Raw genomic sequence first — 22,271 nt, 5'->3', positions numbered from 1 at the left:
TGGTTTATTCCTAAGGGCTTATTTTTGCGTGCTGTTTTTATTTATTACGGATTATTCCTGGTGAATTGCTTTCTTAATAATCAGGGTTCAGGTATAGTTCTTCATAATCCTTTCAAAATCATCCTGTTGTGATTTTTTATTGCAACTCTGCGCAATTTATTCTTTTTTTCTTCATAATTGATGAAAATTTGTTTTTTATACTTTCACTGTTTTACCGTTACTCTGATTAATTGACGCTTAAGCCGGTAAAGTTAATCTCGTCAACACGACATCACATTGCATAAGAGTCGCATGAGTGTCGTAAAAATAACTGAAAGAAAGGATAGAAATTATGCGTAAACTGACTGCTCTGTTTGTTGCCTCTACTCTGGCCCTGGGCGCTGCCAACCTGGCCCACGCCGCTGACACGACAACAGCTGCGCCAGCTGATGCCAAACCGATGATGCACCACAACGGTAAATTCGCCCCGCATCACGACATGATGTTCAAAGACCTGAACCTGACCGATGCGCAGAAACAGCAGATTCGCGAGATCATGAAAGGTCAGCGTGACCAGATGAAACGTCCGCCGCTGGAGGAGCGTCGCGCGATGCACGACATTATTGCCAGCGATAGCTTCGATAAAGCGAAGGCCGAAGCGCAGATTGCGAAGATGGAAGAACAGCGCAAAGCCAACATGCTGGCGCATATGGAAACCCAGAACAAGATTTACAACATTTTAACCCCGGAACAGAAAAAGCAGTTTAATGCCAATTTTGAGAAGCGTCTGACAGAACGTGCGGCGCAGAAGGGTAAAATGCCACAAGCTGCCGAGTAATCGTTCAGCGTTTACACTAAATCATTCATGCTGTGTGTCCTGATTGCCGCACAGTGTGAAACCAAACTCAAGACCGCCGCTCTTGTCCACAATACGTTTAACGTGGTGGGCAGGATCGGCGGTTTTTTCTTTACCGCCTCTTGCACCGCGCTTGTGACACGTTATTCTCCTGAAGCCCGCGAAAATTCCACCGGGACGACGCGTCAGTCTTTTTTGCAAAACACCGGGTTCATCGCTAAGGCAAATCAACTCTGCTGCCGATAACAATAATCTGCAGGGTTAACATAACAATGATGATTTATGGCTGCCAGTTTACGGTGGGCTGCCGTACTGCGCCTTTCTGGAGGGATGATGGAATACTTCGATATCCGCAAAATGCCGGTCAATCTGTGGCGAAATGGTGCGGGAGAAACCCGTGAGATTTGCTGTTTTCCGCCAGCAACACGAGATTTTCACTGGCGGGCGAGTATCGCCTCCATTGCAGCCAACGGAGAGTTTTCTCTTTTTCCCGGCGTAGAACGCGTGATTACCCTGCTGGAGGGCGGTGAAGTGACCCTGGAAGAGTCGAACACCTTCACACATACCCTGAAACAGCATCAGCCTTTTACCTTTGCCGGTGACAAGGTGGTAAAAGCGAAGCTGACAGAAGGAAAGATGTCGATGGATTTCAATATCATGACCCGACGGGATGTCTGCCAGGCGAAAGTCAGAGTTGCCGACCGCACGTTTACGACCTTTGGTTCGCGCGGTGGCGTGGTATTTGTTATCAGCGGTGCCTGGCAATTGGGTGATAAGCTACTGACCGCCGATCAGGGGGCAAGCTGGCACGACGGTAAACACACCGTACGACTGCTGGAGCGCGAGGGAAAACTGCTGTTCAGCGAAATTAACTGGATGCCGGGCCATTCTCCGGACTCAGTTCAATAATGTCATATTGACCAGACAGAACTGGCCTGCAAAGAATTTTGTAGCCATCATGGTCAAAACCGGCCGGCATACGTGCCAGTGTTACCGCCTCATCAAGTGTTGAAACGGCTCCCAGCCACAGCCAGTTATTGATGATGTGGTACTGGGTCATTTCCGCACGGGTTTCCTGCAGCGCAATGGCGTTGTTCCACGGCCAGCAGATTACGCGCACTCTTTCCAGGGCTTCCAGCAGGCGCAAATGATGCGCTTCAGGGCTTTCTTTCCCGCAGCAGGCTCCGGCGCAGCGCTTAAGCGCGGAGCGAAAACAGGCGCGCCCGCGACTCAGGGGTTCCAGCCCCAACAGGCCATAGCATAGCTGTTGTTCATCGGCGAGGCTCTGCAGCGTCTGTAGTGCGGCTCGGCGATTAGCAAACAGGCCAAACAGATTGGTGGCATGAGAGAAGTCAATATCCCGTGCGTAGACAACCTGAACAGTCCGCTCGGTAAGCTGCAAGGCGCAAAGCTGACGATTACGCCGCAGCCTTTTGTTAAACAGTGGCTGCTGCTCTTTGATCAACCGCGCCTCCAGCAGAAGAGCGCCAAGTTCTCCCGCGGTGCAAATCCAGCTAATGCGCCTGGCCTGACGCAGCATACTTGCTTCATCAGCAGTACGCAGGTGCGCCAGCACACGGCTGCGAATATTGATGCTTTTGCCAATATAAAGCGGCATGGTGTCGCTATCACTGTGAAACAGATACACGCCGGGCGTAGTGGGAAGCGCACTCAAAAATGGGCGCAGATGCTCAGGATATTCATAGATTGCCGCTGCCTCAAAGGTCAGACGAGGGGCTGATTGACGCCGTACCACAGTTCACTCCGGATGCTGGTTATTCATCCAGTATAGCAGCCTGGCGGCGATTAAAAAAGCGGCATGAAGTAGCAGGCTAAGGGCAGTGAGCGGCAATCCTGAGGCACTCTGCCCTTATGAAAGAAAAGAATCAGGCTTTTTTCCAGAAATCATCAAACACGGTGATCGGCGTGCGACGTTTGTGCTCGGTTTTCACATACCAGGCTTCGATTTTCTTCGCGATGCTGGCATCCAGCGTTTTTCCCTCCAGATAATCGTCAATGTTGTCGTAAGTGACGCCTAATGCGGCTTCATCCGGCAGAGAAGGTCGATCATCCTCAAGGTCAGCGGTTGGCGCTTTCTTATATAAGTGCTCCGGGCAACCCAGCGCGGCAAGCAGCTGTTTACCCTGACGCTTGTTCAGACGGAAGAGTGGGTTAATGTCTGTACCGCCATCGCCGTATTTGGTGAAAAATCCGGTGATGGCTTCTGCTGCATGATCTGTCCCCACGACAACGCCGCTGGTCATGCCGGCGATACTGTATTGTGCCTTCATACGTTCACGGGCTTTTTCATTGCCGCGCACAAAATCGCTCAGTTCAATACCAGCTTCACGCAGGGCATGTTCACTGGCCAGGACCGCACCCTTAATGTTGACGGTGAGTACGCGGTCCGGTTGAATAAAAGCGATGGCGTCCTGGCAGTCCTGTTCATCAGCCTGAATGCCATACGGTAGGCGTACAGCAATAAACTGCAGTGCGTCATTGCCCGTTTCGTTGCGAAGCTCGGAGATCGCCATCTGGCATAGTTTGCCCGCGAGCGTTGAATCCTGTCCGCCGCTAATCCCTAATACCAGCGATTTCAGAAAGGGGTAGGCCTGCAGGTAAGATTTCAGAAAATCCACGCTACGGCGAATTTCTTCTTCTGCATTAATGTGCGGTTTAGCGCCAAGCGCCTGGATTATCTCTTGCTGCAGAGTCATTTAACCCCCTGTGAAAAATAAAATGATCAAAAAAATGATGTGTTAAAGCTATCGCGTTGTGGCCCAAACGACAAGGGATGCGAGCCTGATATCGCAGCATTTTGTTTTAATAGAATTTTCCGAAACCGCCTAAGTATCATCTGATTGCTTGAAAAATGCGTTGTTGTGCTCCAGGCTTATATAACACGCTGAAATAAAAGAGGACGGAATATGAACAAGAATCTAACAGGAATTCTGAGCGCAGCGGCTGTTTTGACTATGCTGGCAGGGTGTACGGCCTACGATCGCACGAAAGACCAATTTGTTCAGCCCGTGGTGAAAGATGTGAAGAAAGGAATGAGCCGGGCGCAAGTGGCGCAGATTGCCGGTAAACCTTCTTCTGAAGTCAGTATGATCCATGCGCGTGGGACGTGTCAGACCTACATCCTGGGTCAACGAGATGGTAAAGCTGAAACCTATTTTGTTGCTTTAGATGATACCGGGCACGTGATTAACTCTGGTTATCAAACCTGCGCAGAGTACGATACCGACCCGCAGGCGGCGAAGAAGTAACAACTGTTTATTGCCTGAGCACTCAGAAGAACCGGCCATCGAGCCGGTTTTTTTGTGCCCCACGATCTTATTTATTGCCGCGAATTATTTGCCCGAAATGTGAGGGGGGTCATAACCACAGGTCAAGGAGAGATAATTTAGGTGGTCAAGGAAATACCATCCACCGGTGCAATCCCGTATACTCATTTCAGCCACCTAAAAAAGTAATTTAGCTGACGCAAGTTACCCAGAGCATGGATGCAGGTTATGGCTTGCGGAGTGTCTGGTTGACAGATAATCGCATATGAGGATCGTTTTAATGGAAAAGAAACACATTTATCTGTTTTGTTCTGCGGGCATGTCGACTTCATTGTTGGTTTCGAAGATGCGTGCTCAGGCCGAAAAATATGAAGTGCCGGTTATTATTGAAGCGTTTCCTGAAACGCTGGCCGGAGAAAAAGGACAAGCGGCTGATGTCGTGTTATTAGGTCCACAAATTGCTTATATGTTGCCCGAAATTCAGCGCTTGTTACCAAACAAGCCTGTGGAAGTGATTGACTCGCTGCTGTATGGCAAAGTCGATGGTTTAGGCGTGCTTAAGGCTGCTGTGGCAGCAATTAAAAAAGCCGCAGCAAATTAATTATTTTATTTTAATTTTCCCGTCAAAGAGTTATTTCATTAACATTCACCGCAATTATTAATTGCGGTATTTAAGGGTATTTTTCTATGAGTAACGCTATTGCTTCACTTGAAAAGGTACTCCTTCCTTTTGCTGTAAAAATTGGAAAGCAGCCACACGTTAATGCAATCAAAAACGGTTTTATTCGTTTGATGCCGTTGACCCTCGCAGGGGCCATGTTTGTATTAATCAATAACGTTTTCCTGAGCTTTGGGGAGGGGTCGTTTTTTTATTCAATGGGCATTCGACTTGATGCTTCAACTATTGAAACGCTTAATAGTTTGAAAGGCATTGGTGGAAACGTCTATAACGGTACGCTGGGTATCATGTCATTGATGGCGCCGTTCTTTATCGGCATGGCGCTGGCGGAAGAACGCAAAGTCGATGCGCTGGCTGCCGGTCTGTTATCCGTCGCCGCGTTTATGACCGTAACGCCATATAGCGTAGGTGAAGCCTATGCCGTTGGCGCAAACTGGCTCGGCGGTGCCAATATTATTTCCGGTATTATTATCGGCCTCGTGGTCGCGGAAATGTTTACCTTTGTGGTCCGTCGCAATTGGGTGATCAAATTACCTGATAGCGTACCGGCTTCTGTTTCGCGCTCCTTCTCTGCGCTGATCCCAGGTTTCATTATTCTCTCCATTATGGGGATTATCGCCTGGGCATTGAACACCTGGGGTACAAACTTCCACCAGATCATCATGGACTCCATCTCAACGCCGCTGGCATCGCTGGGCAGTGTGGTGGGTTGGGCGTATGTGATTTTTGTTCCCTTGCTGTGGTTCTTCGGTATTCACGGCTCGCTGGCGCTGACCGCGCTGGACAGCGGCATCATGACGCCATGGGCGCTGGAAAATATCTCTATCTACCAACAGTTTGGTTCCGTAGACGCCGCGCTGGAAGCCGGTAAGACGTTCCACGTCTGGGCGAAGCCGATGCTCGACTCCTATATTTTCCTTGGGGGTAGCGGGGCTACGCTGGGTCTGATCATCGCTATCTTCCTGGCATCGCGTCGTCCGGATTATCGTCAGGTGGCTAAACTGGCGCTGCCATCAGGGCTGTTCCAGATTAACGAACCCATTCTGTTCGGTCTGCCGATCATCATGAACCCGGTCATGTTTATCCCGTTCATTCTGGTGCAGCCGATTCTGGCGGCGATTACGCTGGCAGCTTACTACTCAGGTATTATTCCACCGATTACCAATATTGCGCCGTGGACAATGCCAACCGGTTTGGGGGCGTTCTTTAACACCAACGGTAGTGTCGCTGCTCTGCTGGTCGCGCTGTTCAACCTCGGCATCGCCACGCTGGTTTACCTGCCGTTCGTGGTGGTAGCTAACAAAGCACAGAATGTTATTGATCATGAAGAAAGCGAAGAAGATATCGCTAACGCATTGAAATTCTAAATTTAATCCGGCATGGCTTCACGGTCATGCCGGACTGAACCAGAGGAAAAAAGTATGTTGGATATCGAGAACATCGTCGACACGCAGTCAGAAGCAGAAGAACTAGAAGAAGTGGTGATGGGCCTCATCATCAACTCCGGTCAGGCGCGTAGCCTGGCGTACGGCGCGCTCAAAATGGCCAAGCAAGGCGATTTCGAGTCAGCAAAGGCCATGATGGACCAGTCTCGCCTGGCGCTGAACGAAGCGCACCTCGTGCAAACGAAACTGATTGAAGGCGATCAGGGCGAAGGTAAAATGAAAGTCAGCCTGGTGCTGGTCCACGCGCAGGACCACCTAATGACATCTATGCTGGCGCGTGAGCTGGTAACTGAACTGATTGAGCTTCATGAAAAACTGAAATAACGAGGAGTGCATAATGCAGCTACAGATTAACGCACCGGAAATCAAAACCGTCTTTGAGCAACAACTGTTTAACGGCAAAAATTTCCATGTGTTCATCTATAACAAAACTGAGAGTATCAGTGGGCTGCATCAGCATGACTACTATGAATTCACCCTGGTTTTAACCGGGCGCTATTATCAGGAAATCAACGGCAAACGCGTATTGCTTGAGCGTGGGGATTTTGTTTTTATCCCGTTGGGATCGCACCATCAGAGTTTCTATGATTTTGGCGCGACAAGGATCCTTAACGTCGGTATCAGCAAACGTTTTTTTGAACAGCATTACCACCCGCTGCTGCCATTTTGTTTTGTTGCATCGCAGGTCTATCGGGCGAATAATTCGTTTCTTACCTACATTGAAACGGTTATTGCATCACTGAACTTTCGTGAGAGCGGACTGGATGAATTTGTCGAAGTGGTCACCTTCTACATTATTAATCGGTTACGCCATCATCGTGAAGAGCAGGTGTTAGATGATATTCCGCAGTGGCTTAAAATCACCGTCGAGACCATGCACGACAAACGACAGTTTAGCGAGAATGCGCTGGAAAATATGGTACACCTGTCCGCGAAATCCCAGGAGTACCTGACCCGTGCAACCCAGCGTTATTACAGCAAAACGCCAATGCAGATTATTAATGAAATTCGCATTAATTTTGCTAAAAAGCAGCTTGAAATGACGAACTATTCAGTAACGGATATTGCCTACGAGGCAGGTTACAGTAGTCCAAGTCTGTTTATTAAAACGTTTAAAAAGCTGACGTCATTTACACCTAATAGCTATCGTAAGAAATTAACTGAATTTAATCAGTAAATATTATTTACCAATAAACCATTTTTTATAGCTTGCCCAAAATAGCGTCGGGACAGCCACGCTATACCTGACAAACGGGTTGAGCATAATACACGTCAGTGTGTTGACACTGAAGGGAGAAAATATGAGCCAGAAATTAAAAGTCGTCACGATTGGTGGCGGGAGCAGCTACACCCCTGAATTACTTGAAGGCTTTATTAAGCGCTATCATGAATTACCGGTTTCTGAATTGTGGCTGGTTGATGTCGACGGTGGAAAAGAGAAGCTGGACATTATTTTTGACCTTTGTCAGCGTATGATCGACAAAGCGGGCATCCCAATGAAGTTGTTTAAAACACTGGATCGCCGGGAAGCGCTGAAAGATGCTGATTTCGTTACCACCCAGTTGCGGGTTGGGCAACTGCAAGCCCGTGAAAAGGATGAACGCATTCCCCTGAGCCACGGGTATCTGGGGCAGGAAACCAACGGCGCTGGTGGGCTGTTCAAGGGGCTGCGAACCATTCCGGTTATCTTTGATATTGTGAAAGATGTGGAAGAATTGTGCCCGAATGCGTGGGTGATCAACTTCACTAACCCAGCAGGGATGGTAACTGAGGCGGTTTATCGTCATACGAATTTCAAGAAATTCATCGGGGTATGTAATATTCCGATCGGCATGAAAATGTTCATCAGCGACGTGCTGGCGCTGAAAGAGAGCGATGACTTATCCATCGATCTGTTCGGTCTGAATCATATGGTCTTTATTAAGGATGTTCTGGTCAACGGTGTTTCACGCTTTGATGAACTGCTGGACGGCGTTGCGTCGGGTCAGTTGAAAGCCTCTGGCGTGAAGAATATTTTCGACCTGCCGTTCAGTGAAGGGTTGATTCGCTCGCTGAAACTGCTGCCGTGCTCGTATTTGTTGTACTACTTCAAGCCAAAAGAGATGCTGGCGATTGAAATGGGCGAATACTATAAGGGCGGCGCGCGCGCTCAGGTGGTACAACAAGTTGAGAAGCAACTGTTTGAGCTCTACAAAAACCCTGATCTGAACGTGAAGCCAAAAGAGCTGGAGCAGCGCGGCGGGGCCTATTACTCCGATGCGGCCTGTGAAGTGATCAATGCCATCTACAACGACAAACAGACCGAGCACTATGTCAACGTTCCTCATCATGGGCATGTTGATAATATTCCTGCCGACTGGGCGGTGGAGATGACCTGTACGCTGGGACGCAACGGTGCTACGCCACATCCACGTATTACCCATTTTGATGAGAAAGTACTCGGCCTTATCTATACCATTAAAGGCTTTGAAGTTGCGGCGAGCAATGCGGCGCTGAGCGGTGAGCTGAATGATGTGCTGCTTGCGTTGAATCTTAGCCCGCTGGTTCACTCTGACAGCGATGCCGAAATTCTGGCGCGTGAGCTGATTCTGGCGCATGAAAAATGGCTGCCAAACTTCGCCGGGTGCATCGAGAAACTCAAAAGCGAACAACACTAACTGAGGTCGGTTATGGAACGCGTACTGATTGTTAATGCGGATGATTTTGGCCTGAGTAAAGGACAAAACTATGGCATTGTTGAAGCCTGTCGTAATGGTGTTGTCACCTCGACAACGGCGCTGGTTAACGGTGCGGCAATTGACCATGCGGTACAGCTGAGTCGCGACATACCTGAACTTGCCGTCGGAATGCACTTTGTTCTGACGCTGGGCAGGCCGTTGACGGCAATGCCAGTCCTTACTCGTGAAGGGGTACTCGGGAAATGGATCTGGCAGATGGCAGAGGAAGACACTCTGCCACTGGATGAAATTTCACAGGAACTGGCCGCGCAGTATCAGCGTTTTATTGACCTGTTCGGACGGGAGCCAACGCATCTGGATAGCCATCACCATGTGCATATGTTCCCGCAGATTTTCCCTATAGTGGCCGGGTTTGCTGCCCAAAAGGGGATTGCGTTACGGATTGATCGTCAGACGGTATTTCAGGCGTCTGACTTTCCGCAAACGTTACGGACTTCCCAGGGATTCAGCAGCGAGTTTTATGGCGAAGCGATTTCCGAAGCGTTGTTCTTGCAGATGCTTGATGCGTCAGCAGACCGGGGAGAGTCTTCGCTGGAAGTGATGTGTCATCCGGCCTTTATCGATGAGATTATTCGTCAAAGTGCCTACTGTTACCCCCGCTTAACTGAGCTCGACGTGCTGACGTCTTCGTCACTGAAATATGCTATTGCGGAGCGCGGTTATCGTCTTGGCAGTTTTCTGAACGTGTAATTCCTGAGTTTGCGGCGCTTAATGCGCCGCATTTTTTAGGCAGGGATTGTGTCAACTTTTCCCGCGCGTGACCAGACGCGGTGCGCGGTCATCAGTGTCAGCAGAGCATCCATAAACTGTACGTCTGCACAGTCCGCTTCCACCACGCCTTCTTCTCCTTCATTTTTGATATTCAACGTTGCTTTAAACTGACGAGCATCACCAGCCAGGGCGATAGGTTTTAAGTGTTTATACGCTTCGAGTAAGTAATATCGGGCATCTCCGTTCATTGCGATATCCGCAATATTCCCACATGGAACAATGACCGCATCGACCGTCAGTGATGGCGAACCCGCAAAGGTACCGGCGATAGTCAGGACGGAGCCATCGTCGGCTACCACATTACCCATTCGGGAATAGAGCAGTTTGGCGTGAACACCTTTGGCCTGTAGGGCTTGCATGATGGCGAGCAGGTCGCCCGACTTTACCTGGTCATTAAGTAAAATGGCGACTACGCGGCCCTTAATCTCACCTTTCGCCCCCGCATATAAACTGAGTGACGGCGCATTTTCCAAACCGTTGACGTTGGGCGGCGGCACAATTTGGGTCTGTTCCTCAGTGAGTTCAAAACCGAGATTCCCGGCAACCGCCACAGCGAGAGCAGTGTCAATATGGGCTAACTGTTCGACCACTCTTTCTCTGATATAGGGGCGCGTAACTTTACTGAGTTCGAAACTGAATCCGCCGATAATATGCTGCTGCTCAATTGGCGTCTGACTTAGCCAGAACAGGCGAGGCTGCGCATAGTATTCGCCAAAAGAGGGGCTGCGTTCGCGGATTTTGTTTCCTTCAATCCGTTCCTGATACGACTCAAATCCACCACGTTTTGGCCCCGGCGGTGTTTCACGCGGCCAGTTATCATTGATGGAATTCGGTTCATAGTTGGCTGGATTGGTATCGATGTCCATGCGATGCATGCCATCACGCTGGAAATTATGGTACGGACAGGTTGGGCGATTAATTGGGATTTCATGGAAATTGGGACCACCCAGGCGGCTGATCTGGGTATCGGTATAGGAGAACAGGCGGCCTTGCAATAGGGGGTCATTGGTAAAATCGATGCCAGGGACGATGTGCCCGGGATGAAAAGCCACTTGCTCATTTTCGGTAAAAAAATTGTCCGGATTGCGGTTTAGCACCATTTTACCGACGAGTTGGACCGGAACCAGCTCTTCCGGGATCAGCTTGGTCGGGTCTAGCAGGTCAAAATCGAACTTGAATTCGTCCTCTTCGGGAAGGAGTTGTAGCCCCAGTTCATATTCCGGGTAATCGCCCGCTTCAATCGCTTCCCAAAGTTCGCGGCGATGAAAGTCGGGATCCCGACCGGTAAGTTTTTGTGCTTCATCCCATACCAGCGAGGCCTTGCCTGCCAGCGGTTTCCAGTGGAAACGGACAAAGGTGGCTTTCCCTTGATCATTAATCAACCGAAACGTATGAATGCCAAAACCTTCCATCGTGCGATAGCTACGTGGGATACCCCGGTCAGACATCGCCCATATAACGTTGTGCAACGTTTCAGGCTGTAATGAGACATAATCCCAGAAGGTGTCATGGGCGCTTTGGCCTTGCGGGATAGCCCAATGCGGCTCCGGTTTTACCGCATGGACAAAGTCCGGAAATTTATGGGCATCCTGAATAAAGAAAATGGGCGTATTGTTTCCCACCAGATCAAAAATACCCTCTTCAGTATAAAATTTGGTCGCAAATCCCCGTATATCTCTGACCGTATCCGCCGAGCCTGCGCCGCCCTGAACCGTAGAGAAGCGCACAAAAACCGGTGTAATTTTATTCTCGTCGCTGAGGAAGTCTGCTTTCGTCGTCGCGCTCAAGCTGGCATAAGGCTGAAAGTAACCATGCGCGGCAGAACCGCGGGCATGTACGATCCGCTCCGGGATGCGTTCATGATCAAAATGGGTGATTTTTTCCCGCAGGATAAAGTCCTCAAGCAGGGTTGGCCCTCGGTTTCCGGCGCGCAGAGAGTTTTGATCGTCCGCGATACGCACCCCCTGATTGGTGGTCAGAGCAAAATCTTCGCTTCCTTTACGAAAACTTTCCAGCGCATTGAGTTTGTCACTTCTGATGTCTGGCGCTTTTAAACTGCCGGACGTGGTTGGCTGCGCGCCCGGTGGAGTGGGTTCTGGTGTTGACCGGTGTGAACCGTCAGCTGGCGCCAGTGAGTCAAGTCCTGGCTGGGATTCGCTGGCATCATGAACCGGCGCTGAGTGATGGAGTGGGTGCTTATCATTCTGTGACATTAAACTCGTCTCCTGTTTTCATTGCTGAAAGGGTCGTTGCTGCTGTCAAAAGCTTTAACTATAGACCACTCACTCAATGGCGCAGGTGCGGGCCGATGGCGTAAAGCGCGATGAAACAGACAAACCGCGCACGCAAGGCAGGACGCAAGGGGGCGAAATCGGCTAAGATAGCAGTTTTCTGATTTTTAGAATTTGTCTTTAGTGAAGCAATTGATTATGAAACCTCTTCGCCAACAAAATCGTCCAGTTATCAGCTATGTTCCGCGCGTGGAGCCCGCGCCGCCAGAGCATGCGGTTAAAATGGATGCGTTTCGTGACGTATGGATACTGCGCGGAAAATATGTCGCTTTTGTCTTAATGGGGGAGGCATTTCAACGTTCGCCTGCATTTACGGTCCCGGAATCAGCGCAACGTTGGGCTAATCAAATTCGCCAGGAAAATGAACTAAGCGAGTAATGGATATAAAAAAAACCGCCGGAGCATGACACTCCGGCGGTTTTTTGTTTTCAGCTATCAGGCTTAGCGATGCGCCAGTTCAGCGTTATCGTCGCTGTCCAGAATCGTTTTATCGGTTTGCTTCAGCCATTGGCTGGTCAGCGTACCGGCAGTCATGGAACCGCTTACGTTCAGGGCGGTACGACCCATATCGATCAGTGGCTCAACAGAGATCAGCAGGGCAACCAGCGTGACCGGCAGACCCATTGCAGGCAGGACGATCAGCGCAGCAAACGTTGCACCGCCTCCTACACCCGCAACCCCTGCAGAACTGACCGTCACAATACCTACCAGTGTGGCAATCCACATTGGGTCCAGTGGGTTGATCCCGACGGTCGGTGCGACCATTACTGCCAGCATAGCCGGGTACAGACCCGCACAACCGTTCTGACCAATCGTGGCACCAAAAGAGGCGGCAAAGCTGGCGATAGATTCAGGCACGCCCAGACGACGGGTTTGCGCTTCAACGTTCAGCGGAATTGAGGCTGCGCTGGAACGGCTGGTGAAGGCGAATGTCAGCACCGGCCACACCTTGCGAAAGTATTTCAGCGGACTAACGCCGTTAATACCCAGCAGGATCCCGTGAACTACGAACATAATTCCCAGACCGAGATAAGAGGCCACGACGAAGCTACCCAGCTTAATGATGTCCTGCAGGTTGGAACCGGCCACCACTTTGGTCATCAGCGCCAGAACACCGTACGGCGTCAACTGCATCACCAGACGAACCAGCTTCATCACCCAGCTTTGCAGGGTATCGATAGCGATCAGGACGCGCTCGCCTTTTGGCGCATCATCTTTCAACAGCTTCAGCGCGGCAACACCGAGGAATGCTGCGAAGATGACCACGCTGATAATCGACGTCGGGTTAGCACCGGTCAGATCGGCAAACGGGTTTTTCGGGATAAACGACAGCACCAGCTGCGGAACGCTGAGATCAGCCACTTTGCCAACATAATTGGTTTCAATAGCGTTCAGACGTGCAGTTTCGGCACCACCTTGTACCAGTCCTTCGGCGGTCAGGCCGAACAGGTTGGTCACCAGAACCCCGACCAGTGCGGCAATCAGCGTAGTAAACAGCAGCGTGCCGATGGTGAGGAAGCTGATTTTACCTAACTGAGAGGCGTTGTGCAGACGTGCAACGGCGCTGAGAATGGACGCAAATACCAGCGGCATAACAATCATTTGCAGCAACTGGACATAACCGTTGCCTACAATGTTGAACCACTGTACGGAATCTTTAAGAACCTGGCTGTCGGAGCCATAAATGGTATGCAGGGCGAGGCCAAACACCACACCCATGACCAGACCGACCAGTACTTTTTTGGCCAGACTCCACTGTTTGTGCCGGGCTTGCGCCAGCACGAACAGCAGCACTATGAACACGATAATGTTCGCGATTAAAGGAAAGTTCATCCCCGTTCTCCTGATCTTATTATGCGTATCACCGTGTGAAGGTGATTCTGTTGGCGCAAGATTAGCAGAACTGTGACATGCCTCTTATATTCAAATGGAATTGTTTATACCAAAAATGACATTTTGGCTGGTTTATTAGTCAACCTGGTGCGTTATAAAGCGATTAAACTGCATTTGTAGTGTATTAATCATCTGTGATGACCAGCGTATCGCGCTGTTCTCCTGTACGGTCTGCGGCATCCAGATTGCCCACGCGAACAGCGCCATGCACAGAAACCGTTCCAGTTGGTTGCCTTTTTGTGGCACGAGGATGGGCAGACGAAAACGCCAGCGGCAGGGCCAAAGCAGGGGAACGCCAGCTGGAGTCAGCATGTCAGCCAGAATGTGACTGAGATAACCGAGAACCATACCTTGTAAGGCATCTGCCGGGATTATCCAGGTATCAGGGACTTTCAGGTAAAACGTGGTCAGTAGGGCAAAAACCGCCAGCAGGCTATGCGTAAATCCGCGATGACCAAATGCCCTGGCAATGGGTTTAGATATCCACTTCAGACGCTGTCCCAGCAGGGATTTGGGATGATCAATATCCGGCAGCAGGCACGTTAAAATGGCTGAAGGAACAATATGCCACCAGTCACCCTGCGCAAGAACGGGCGTTAGCTCGGCATTCTTGGCAAATACCGCACAGGCAATAGAAAAAAGAAGGTGACCTTCCGCCGTCATGATAAAACCCAATAAACTGTCGATTCATACAGTATAGGGGTTTTATACAGTAGGCGGAAGAGGTGACGTTGTAACCCTTTGTCACAAGTGTGTCTTTACCGCGCCAACCACCCGCCATCTACGGCCAGCGTATGGCCGTGAATATAGTCAGAGGCAGAGCTAGCGAGGAAAACGACCGGGCCTTTCAGGTCATCAGGCGTGCCCCAGCGTTCGGCGGGGATACGATTGACAATCTCCTGATTACGCTCGCTGTCTTCGCGTAGTTGCTGGGTGTTATTAGTCGCCATATAGCCGGGCGCGATGGCGTTGACATTAATTCCCAGAGCCGCCCATTCGTTAGCCAGCTGGCGGGTGATACCCAGAACGCCGCTTTTGGATGCGGTATAGGAAGGCACGCGGATACCACCCTGAAAAGAGAGCATTGAGGCAATGTTAATGATTTTTCCGCCGTTGCCCTGAGCCTGAAACTGGCGCGCCGTGGCCTGTGACAAAAAGAAAACGGATTTAAGGTTCAGGTTCAATACGTCATCCCAATCCTTTTCGCTGAAGTCCAGCGCATCCTGACGACGTATGGTTCCCGCATTGTTGACCAGAATATCGACTCGGCCAAACGCCGACACTGTTTGCGTGACGATGCTGGTGATCGTTTCCTGTTGACTGAGGTCGGCCTGAATTGCCATAAAACGTCGACCGATCGCGTTAATCTTCTCTGCAGTTTCATGCGGTATTTTGCGATTCACGCCGACCACATCGCAGCCTGCTTCGGCCAGCGCTACAGCCATACCCTGCCCAAGGCCGGTATCACACCCGGTGATGATGGCGACTTTGCCCTCGAGACGAAAAGCATTCTGCATTATGTCCACCTCAACTATTTATGTCATCAACGCTAACGATAGGGGAAGAATAGGAGAGGTTAAACAGAAATACAATAAAAATGAAATGGTGTTTTAAAAAAAGTGGGCAATGCGATCATTGCCCCTGGCAGGATTAGCCGCGCAGATCTGCGACAGTCAGTTCGGTGAGCGAGGTCAGCTTAACGTCGGCAAGAACGAAGCGGGGATCGTGCTGATTTTCATGCGCAGGTACTACGATGGAACGCATGCGGGCGGCTTTCGAAGCAATCATACCGTTCACCGAGTCTTCCAGCGCGACGCAGTTTAAAGGGTCAATGCCCAGTTTTGTGGCGCAATCGAGATAAACCTGCGGGTGTGGTTTGCTGTAGGGCAGTTTTTCCGCAGAAGCCAGTGCGTCGAAGCTGTTGCGCAGATCAAACATGGTCAACACTTTTTCCAGCATATGCAGCGGCGAAGCGGATGCCAGACCTACTTTGATTCCCTGTGATTTGCATAACGCCACGGCTTCGCGCACCCCTGGCAGCAGCGGCTTCGTTTCTTCAACCAGCGCAATTGCGCGGGATATGATGCGCTCGGTGACTTCCTGGCGTGAAGGTCCGTTCCACGGTTGCTGCGTAAACCACAAATCAACCACCATGTCGATGCGTAAGCCCAGGGTATCGGGAAGTTCATGGCGGCGGGAGATATCAACGCCTAAACTTGCTATCACATCCAGTTCGGCCTGATCCCAGAGCGGTTCAGAATCGACCAGTAATCCATCCATATCGAAAATTGCAGCAAGAATTTGACGCGGGGTTGACATTACAACCTCTCCTTTACGGTAATAAAAGGGATTAAGAGCCCGTCTGGACAGGCTTTGGGCGTTTATTATGGCTAATTCAACAGTATACTGCCTTTAAAGATCAGGCGAAAATGGTTATCAACGGGTAAACTTAGGCCAAAATGACACGTCTTTATCAAGGGGAACTCATGACGTATCAACAAGCTGGACGCATTGCTGTCTTGAAAAGGCTGGTGGGGTGGGTAATTTTCATTCCCGCGCTGATTTCAACACTGGTTTCAGTACTGAAGTTTATGTATGCGCACAGCGAAAAGCAGGAGGGAATTAACGCGGTCATGCTCGATTTTGCCCATGTAATGATCGATATGATGCGGGTTAATACCCCTTTTCTTAACGTGTTTTGGTATAACTCGCCGACGCCCGATTTTCAAAGTGGACTGAATCTCGTCTTTTGGCTGATTTTCATCCTGATTTTTATCGGTCTGGCGTTGCAGGATTCAGGCGCCAGGATGAGCCGTCAGGCGCGTTTTTTACGCGAGGGCGTTCAGGATCAACTGATTCTGGAACAGGCAAAAGGCAGTGAAGGGTTAACGCGAGAGCAGCTTGAGTCGCGTATTGTGGTTCCGCACCATACGATCTTTTTACAAATTTTCCCGCTGTATATTTTGCCGGTGATCGTTATCGTGATCGGCTACTTCTTCTTTTCATTGTTGGGCTTTCTGTAAGTGCTGCACGTTCAGGCCTGTCGCATTTTGAACCGCCAGGCCTGATAAGCGTGCTAAGCTGCCAGTAATCTGTCCAGTGCCTTCTGCGCCACAACCAGATGCTGCCCCCCAAACAGAATTGCCCGATTCAACAGCGTATAGAGCTGATAGACAGGTTGTCTGTCGAGAAAATCTAATGGTAACGGCGACACAGACTGATAACCGTCATAAATTTGCGGCGGCTGATCGGTGTGTAACGGTAGCATTGCCAGATCGCACTCCCGGTCTCCCCAGTAGCAGGCAGGGTCGAAGATATAGGGACCGTTCGGGCCGAGGGCACAGTTTCCTGACCACAAATCACCGTGCAGGAGAGACGGCTGCGGCTGATGTGAAGACAGACGCTGCTGAACATGCTCGACAATGGCGTCGATATTGCCAAACGCAATGCCTTTTTCCGCGGCGAGCTCCAGTTGCCAGCCAATACGCTGCTCGGCAAAAAAGGTCGACCAGCGACGTTGCCAGGTATTAGGTTGCGGCGTGGTTGAGAGCGCATTATCGAAGTCGAGCCCGAACTGAGGCTGATCGCTCCATTCATGCAAATGCGCAAGCTGTTGACCGAGGATAAAGGCGTTGTGCGCATCAAGCGGGCGGGGAGGGAGGAAATCCATCACCAGAAAGCTGTAATCTCTGTCTGCACCTACCGCCCAAACTTTCGGCACAGATACGGTTTGACTGCGTGAAAGTAGCTCCAGCTGATCGGCTTCCGCCGTAAAGCCGGTTAACAGCTCTCTTTCATCGCATTTGACGAAAAAATCGCGCCCCGCATAGCGTAAATGCCATGCGGCGTGGATCTCTCCGCCGGGCAGTTCGTTACGCAGTTCGATTTCGCCTTCACCTAATTGCTCGCTTAAAAGACGACTGATAGCCTGCCACATGATGTCTCTCCCCATGTTGTCTGCCAGATCATAAGGTTAGCGCAAGAATGCGGTTAAAAAACACGAACTGACGCACACCACGGACGCGTCATCGCTGGAAAGGCACTTAATGTTTGTCGTTCTTCCTCACCTCGCATTGCTGTGAAGACGTCCGGTTGCTCGTGATTCACTGCTTTGTAATCACGTGACTTTTTATCATAGACGTATAACACTAGCGCCGACAGTTTTACGGGAAAATCTTCCTTTAACCTAACACAAGGGAAGGTCTCATTGCTGAGCAAGGTATGCGTATATTTTCTTCGTATCGTCTAAAGCACACAGGCGCGTCCCCTGGTTCAGGGTTGCGGCGCTACCGGCTGCGACACCATAGCGAACAATATCTTCAAAAGGTGCGTTTTCAGCCAGTTTAAGCGTCATGGCCCCGACCATACTGTCGCCTGCGCCCACAGTACTTTGGCTTTTCACCGGCGGCGGAACCACCTGGACGCAGGTTTCACGATCAACGCCCAGCGCCCCCTGTGGGCCAAGCGAGACCACAACGCGATGTGCTTTACCGCTTTGCACGATTTCCTGTGCGGCTTTACGCACATCATCGGGCTGGGTAAGCTCGCGGTTTACCAGCGCGCTCAGCTCTTTGAGGTTGGGTTTGACCAGTTCGATATTGCCGATAGCCAACGCTGCTGCAAGCGCTTCGCCAGAACTATCGACGATGCAGCGAATTCCCTGTTTTTGCGCCGTGCTAATGAGCCGGGTCAGCTTCTCAAGCTGTACCCCTGGCGGCAAACTGCCGCTAATAACCAGCAGCGCGCCAGACTCAATTTCCAGCACCTGATCCTGAAGCTGACAGAACTCAGCATCGGTCAACGCAGCGCCGGGCATGACAAAGCGATACTGTTCGCCGCTGGACTCAACATGGACATGGAGATTTTGTCGGGTCCAGTCTTTGGCCTCGACGGTGGATACGGGAACATTTTCGTCGGCAAGCAATGCGACGAGATGCTCTCCAGTGGCGCCCCCCGCGGGGAAGATGGCCGTGGCGGTTCCTCCAAGATGGGCAATTGCGCGAGCGACATTGATGCCGCCACCACCGGGCTCAAAAACCGGCGAGGTACAGCGAAGCTTACCTTCCGGGTAGATTTGTGGGGTTATTGTTGCGCTATCGAGAGAGGGCGCAAGTGTTAACGTATAGATACGTACCATCTTTACCTCCTGTTAGGCTTTCCTCAGTCTGGCACTTAACCTTTCGAAAGTGAAGTAATTAACAACATGATTTTTCGTGTCTTTATTTAAAACATTTGCGTTAAAGATATATAAATAAAAAAACGGTTTAGGAAGGCTCTTATTCAAAAAATGAAATAAGAATTTATTGCTATGTTATTCGAGTCTTTTTATAATTTGTTACCTTTCAAGGGTCTCTTGTCATTGATCCATATGAAAGTTTCCGAGACCGTAATGGTCTCTTTTTTTGTTGTACGGACTCTTAATAAATGAAGCTTTTGAAGACAGTGCCCGCAGCATTACTGCTGACGGGGGGCCTGCTTGCGTCAATGCATGCTGTTGCCGATGATTCCGTTTTTACTGTCATGGATGACCCTTCCAGCGCGAAAAAACCCTTTGAAGGTAACCTGAACGCGGGATATCTCGCCCAGTCAGGCAACACAAAAAGTTCCTCCTTAACGGCAGACACCACCATGACCTGGTATGGTGAATCCACGGCGTGGTCTTTGTGGGGAAATGCCAGTAATACCTCTTCGAATGATGAGCGTTCCTCGGAGAAATATGCCGTAGGTGGCCGTAGTCGCTACAACATGACCGACTATGACTATCTCTTTGGGCAGGCAAGCTGGTTGACCGACCGTTACAACGGCTATCGTGAGCGCGATGTGCTGACCGCAGGTTATGGTCGTCAGTTCCTCAACGGACCAGTACACAGTTTCCGTTTTGAATTCGGTCCTGGCGTGCGCTATGACGAGCATACGGATGGCACCACTGAAACGCAGCCGCTGGGTTATGCGTCAGGAGCTTATGCGTGGCAGATGACTGACAATACTAAGTTTACACAAGGTGTGTCGGTATTTGGTGCTGATGATACAACACTCAACTCTGAAACGGCGTTGAACGTTGCTATCAACGAACACTTTGGGTTGAAAGTGGCTTACAACGTCACCTGGAACTCTGAACCACCGGCAACAGCGCCGGAACATACCGATCGCCGTACTACTGTTTCACTCGGCTATCGTATGTAATGACAAACCGGGTCAAATAATTGGCCCGGCTTTTATCTATTAACGTTAAGTTAATTTAATAGTTAATCTGTGTTTTATTTTTAATACTTATCAATAACGCGCTATTTTTTAGACGAATTCGATTTAGTTGATAAATACAATGGAACCAGAACAGCGACCAGTATTTTAACCCCAGATCATCGCTGCCCAACGCAGTATCAGCATTGCTGCACAAATAACCAGCAGGATCACCACCATCTTCCAGTGTTTCTTCGCAAAGCGGTTTTTTGGCATTGTTTTTTCCTGCTCTGGTTAAATGACTTTCTGTAAGTGTAACAAAGACGTCAGGGTGTCAGTGAATTGATTTACATCATAGAGTGCACGTTGATTGTTGCTTTGATCGCATCCTAATGCCGTGTACACTGTCAAACGGTGTTATCAAAAAGCGGGTGTAGGTCCAGTGTAGCCATTCAGGAAACCAGTGACATATTTCGCAGAGTGAAGCGGGAATCAGCCCATACCTTTTTGATGATTCTGAGGTGTTTGTGAAATCCGTTGCGATTCACTAGTTGGTATTCTCACCAAGGTTTAAGGAAGTGCGACTATTGTCACTACAATTGTTTATAACTGTGGAACATTCGCAACGTCCGTTGCAGTTCCTGGAATAAAAAGTTGTAGTGCAGTCATGTGGAGATGGGCCATTTATACATAGGTATTATTGTTCAGGTTGCATCGGGTGTGAACTCAGCCACTGTACAACATTATTAATGTTGGTTCTACAGATTTTGTTGTAAAAAAGCATCCAGATGCCGGGGATGAGTGAAAAGCTTCTTGCGATAATTGCATATCGAGCATAAATATTGAATCTGTTGCATGGCTTTATGAGAGGATGGGGTAATCTCCATTCTCATAAAGCCAGTATGCTTATTGGTGTCTAATATCTTTATGGAAACATATTTATGAACCCATGCACCTATAACCTCACAAATTAAATTTGATGTATTTTTTTTGTCGCAGTGGTATTAAGTATTAATCTGGCAAACTTCACAAAATATAATTCTATCGTATAGTAAAGAATGGTTGAAATAAAAATGGAAGATAATAGTATCAGGTATAAATTTGAGAATCCATGAGCTTGAGAGTACAGCGAACCAGCAATTATACCGGTTGGTAATATGTTCATGACGAGAGCGTGAGTCAGATACAATGAATATGAAATATTCCCAAAATAGCTTAGTGTTGCTGAATTTTTCACTTTACACGTCTTCTCAAAGAGAACTAATGCTAATAACAGAAGTGCTGCATAGACTCCGCAGTTCAAAGGTCCATGGCCTCCATTGTACCCTGTAACATAAAAGTATGAAAATAAAGCTATAGATACAATTGTAATAATTCGTATGTAATCATTACTTATGTTTATTTTAGCTGAGTTGTATATTTTATAAATAATTATCCCAATAACAAACTCAAAAAACATAGGAGATGAAAAAACTCTAGCTATTCCTAACATAACACTATGCTCTTGATTGGGGCTAATAATTATGCTGGAATATCCACTAAAATTAACACTGCCATTAAAATAGAAATTCGTTCCTAATACGATAGAAGAAATTAACAACATGGAAATATATCCTCTATATTTCCATGATAAAGCCAATGAAATATAGAAAAGTATGTAGAAGATGATCTCAAACATCAATGTCCATGCTGTGAATATAATTGTATACCCAAACCACGGAGCTTCTGAAAACAAATCAAGATTTACAAAAAATAAAGATTTTATTACGTTGATGTCTATTGGCCTGTCTTGAATAAAAACTAAAACGAACAAGCAGACTAAATAAACAGGGTAAATTCTAAATAATCTTTTTATTATGAATGAGAAAGCTGACTTATCCTTTTCAGTAGATAACATAATAACAAACCCGCTTATCATGAAAAATAAGTCAACGCCAATATAACCATTCCCAAAAAGCAATTCACCTAAATTGCTTTGGGCATATACATTACTTATTTCGCCTCTTGCATGGTAAAGAACCACTAATAGCGAGGCAATTCCTCTCAAATACTGTAAGGACAATAACATGCGTGTACTCTTAATGCGTTAAGATAAACTTCGGAATTTTATCATGGACCATAATTATATGTCTAATAATTAATGAGTTATCTT

At 48.9% G+C, this 22,271-nt stretch carries 23 protein-coding genes; 12 read left to right on the top strand and 11 right to left on the bottom strand.

From position 1 onward, the window contains the following. Window positions 1-331 precede the first annotated feature (331 nt). Both spy and ves read left to right on the top strand, forming a co-directional pair. A complete protein-coding gene (spy, locus tag OGX99_RS21495; RefSeq protein WP_003030629.1) occupies window positions 332-817 on the top strand; it encodes an ATP-independent periplasmic protein-refolding chaperone Spy in 486 nt (161 codons plus the stop codon). Between the two features lie 351 nt (window positions 818-1,168). Further along, the gene (gene ves / locus OGX99_RS21490) at window positions 1,169-1,744 is read left to right on the top strand and encodes an environmental stress-induced protein Ves (protein WP_151219105.1); all 576 of its coding nucleotides are present in this window, start codon (window positions 1,169-1,171) and stop codon (window positions 1,742-1,744) included. Here ves and cho read toward each other — a convergent pair. After that, entirely contained in the window at window positions 1,704-2,591 is an 888-nt protein-coding gene (cho, locus tag OGX99_RS21485) for an excinuclease Cho (protein WP_151225367.1), read from the bottom strand. The two genes, ves and cho, sit on opposite strands and share 41 nt — an antisense overlap. Before the next feature lie 130 nt (window positions 2,592-2,721). After that, window positions 2,722-3,552 (bottom strand): NAD(+) synthase, encoded by an 831-nt coding sequence (gene nadE / locus OGX99_RS21480; RefSeq protein WP_151219005.1) that lies wholly within the window; start codon window positions 3,550-3,552, stop codon window positions 2,722-2,724. A 210-nt stretch (window positions 3,553-3,762) separates the two neighbouring features. Here nadE and osmE point away from each other — a divergent pair, with 210 nt between their 5' ends. The 7 genes from osmE to chbG all read left to right on the top strand — a co-directional run bounded on the left by osmE (window position 3,763) and on the right by chbG (window position 9,674). After that, window positions 3,763-4,104, top strand: a complete 342-nt coding sequence (osmE, locus tag OGX99_RS21475; RefSeq protein ID WP_003030621.1) for an osmotically-inducible lipoprotein OsmE — start codon at window positions 3,763-3,765, stop codon at window positions 4,102-4,104. Between the two features lie 298 nt (window positions 4,105-4,402). After that, on the top strand, window positions 4,403-4,723 hold the full coding sequence (gene chbB, locus OGX99_RS21470; RefSeq protein ID WP_187252550.1) for a PTS N,N'-diacetylchitobiose transporter subunit IIB: 321 nt from the start codon (window positions 4,403-4,405) through the stop codon (window positions 4,721-4,723). Between the two features lie 86 nt (window positions 4,724-4,809). Next, the gene (gene chbC, locus OGX99_RS21465; RefSeq protein WP_286545038.1) at window positions 4,810-6,168 is read left to right on the top strand and encodes a PTS N,N'-diacetylchitobiose transporter subunit IIC; all 1,359 of its coding nucleotides are present in this window, start codon (window positions 4,810-4,812) and stop codon (window positions 6,166-6,168) included. Window positions 6,169-6,222: 54 nt separating this feature from the next. Next, window positions 6,223-6,570, top strand: a complete 348-nt coding sequence (gene chbA, locus OGX99_RS21460; RefSeq protein ID WP_003030618.1) for a PTS N,N'-diacetylchitobiose transporter subunit IIA — start codon at window positions 6,223-6,225, stop codon at window positions 6,568-6,570. Window positions 6,571-6,580: 10 nt separating this feature from the next. Then, entirely contained in the window at window positions 6,581-7,423 is an 843-nt protein-coding gene (chbR, locus tag OGX99_RS21455) for a transcriptional regulator ChbR (RefSeq protein ID WP_286545341.1), read from the top strand. Window positions 7,424-7,547: 124 nt separating this feature from the next. Continuing rightward, on the top strand, window positions 7,548-8,903 hold the full coding sequence (locus OGX99_RS21450; RefSeq protein WP_151219009.1) for a 6-phospho-beta-glucosidase: 1,356 nt from the start codon (window positions 7,548-7,550) through the stop codon (window positions 8,901-8,903). A gap of 12 nt (window positions 8,904-8,915) precedes the next feature. Continuing rightward, a complete protein-coding gene (gene chbG / locus OGX99_RS21445) occupies window positions 8,916-9,674 on the top strand; it encodes a chitin disaccharide deacetylase (protein WP_286545036.1) in 759 nt (252 codons plus the stop codon). Between the two features lie 35 nt (window positions 9,675-9,709). On the opposite strand, the gene katE is transcribed toward chbG, so the two are convergent. Continuing rightward, window positions 9,710-11,968: a catalase HPII gene (gene katE / locus OGX99_RS21440; RefSeq protein ID WP_286545033.1), complete on the bottom strand. Its 2,259-nt coding sequence runs from the start codon at window positions 11,966-11,968 to the stop codon at window positions 9,710-9,712. A 192-nt stretch (window positions 11,969-12,160) separates the two neighbouring features. Here katE and cedA point away from each other — a divergent pair, with 192 nt between their 5' ends. Next, window positions 12,161-12,424, top strand: a complete 264-nt coding sequence (gene cedA, locus OGX99_RS21435) for a cell division activator CedA (protein ID WP_151225369.1) — start codon at window positions 12,161-12,163, stop codon at window positions 12,422-12,424. A 63-nt stretch (window positions 12,425-12,487) separates the two neighbouring features. Here the strand turns inward: cedA and tcyP are convergent, their stop codons facing one another. The 4 genes from tcyP to hxpB all read right to left on the bottom strand — a co-directional run bounded on the left by tcyP (window position 12,488) and on the right by hxpB (window position 16,258). After that, the gene (tcyP, locus tag OGX99_RS21430) at window positions 12,488-13,879 is read right to left on the bottom strand and encodes a cystine/sulfocysteine:cation symporter (RefSeq protein ID WP_151219012.1); all 1,392 of its coding nucleotides are present in this window, start codon (window positions 13,877-13,879) and stop codon (window positions 12,488-12,490) included. 135 nt (window positions 13,880-14,014) lie between these two features. Beyond that, window positions 14,015-14,614: a metal-dependent hydrolase gene (locus OGX99_RS21425; protein ID WP_151219013.1), complete on the bottom strand. Its 600-nt coding sequence runs from the start codon at window positions 14,612-14,614 to the stop codon at window positions 14,015-14,017. Window positions 14,615-14,697: 83 nt separating this feature from the next. Beyond that, entirely contained in the window at window positions 14,698-15,459 is a 762-nt protein-coding gene (kduD, locus tag OGX99_RS21420; protein ID WP_286545339.1) for a 2-dehydro-3-deoxy-D-gluconate 5-dehydrogenase KduD, read from the bottom strand. A gap of 130 nt (window positions 15,460-15,589) precedes the next feature. Continuing rightward, complete coding sequence (gene hxpB, locus OGX99_RS21415; RefSeq protein ID WP_286545031.1) at window positions 15,590-16,258, bottom strand: hexitol phosphatase HxpB; 669 nt, start codon at window positions 16,256-16,258, stop codon at window positions 15,590-15,592. Between the two features lie 167 nt (window positions 16,259-16,425). On the opposite strand from hxpB, the gene OGX99_RS21410 reads away from it, so the two are divergent. Beyond that, on the top strand, window positions 16,426-16,962 hold the full coding sequence (locus OGX99_RS21410; protein ID WP_187252547.1) for a YniB family protein: 537 nt from the start codon (window positions 16,426-16,428) through the stop codon (window positions 16,960-16,962). A 53-nt stretch (window positions 16,963-17,015) separates the two neighbouring features. On the opposite strand, the gene OGX99_RS21405 is transcribed toward OGX99_RS21410, so the two are convergent. Both OGX99_RS21405 and pfkB read right to left on the bottom strand, forming a co-directional pair. Then, window positions 17,016-17,876, bottom strand: coding sequence for a fructosamine kinase family protein (locus tag OGX99_RS21405; RefSeq protein WP_043016598.1), 861 nt, complete (start codon window positions 17,874-17,876; stop codon window positions 17,016-17,018). Between the two features lie 267 nt (window positions 17,877-18,143). Continuing rightward, on the bottom strand, window positions 18,144-19,076 hold the full coding sequence (pfkB, locus tag OGX99_RS21400; protein WP_151219015.1) for a 6-phosphofructokinase II: 933 nt from the start codon (window positions 19,074-19,076) through the stop codon (window positions 18,144-18,146). A 287-nt stretch (window positions 19,077-19,363) separates the two neighbouring features. Between pfkB and OGX99_RS21395 the strand changes: the two genes are divergently transcribed. Continuing rightward, the gene (locus OGX99_RS21395) at window positions 19,364-20,122 is read left to right on the top strand and encodes a DUF481 domain-containing protein (RefSeq protein WP_151225371.1); all 759 of its coding nucleotides are present in this window, start codon (window positions 19,364-19,366) and stop codon (window positions 20,120-20,122) included. Window positions 20,123-20,287: 165 nt separating this feature from the next. On the opposite strand, the gene yniD is transcribed toward OGX99_RS21395, so the two are convergent. Together yniD and OGX99_RS21385 are read right to left on the bottom strand one after the other, a co-directional pair. Beyond that, window positions 20,288-20,395: a small membrane protein YniD gene (yniD, locus tag OGX99_RS21390; protein WP_151219016.1), complete on the bottom strand. Its 108-nt coding sequence runs from the start codon at window positions 20,393-20,395 to the stop codon at window positions 20,288-20,290. Between the two features lie 694 nt (window positions 20,396-21,089). Next, window positions 21,090-22,187, bottom strand: a complete 1,098-nt coding sequence (locus OGX99_RS21385; protein WP_151219017.1) for an acyltransferase family protein — start codon at window positions 22,185-22,187, stop codon at window positions 21,090-21,092. Between the last annotated feature and the right edge of the window lie 84 nt (window positions 22,188-22,271).

Origin of the sequence: Citrobacter sp. Cu096, from assembly GCF_030332285.1 — a bacterium.
Lineage (GTDB): Bacteria > Pseudomonadota > Gammaproteobacteria > Enterobacterales > Enterobacteriaceae > Citrobacter > Citrobacter meridianamericanus.
This window is presented reverse-complemented; position numbering and strand designations above follow the sequence as displayed.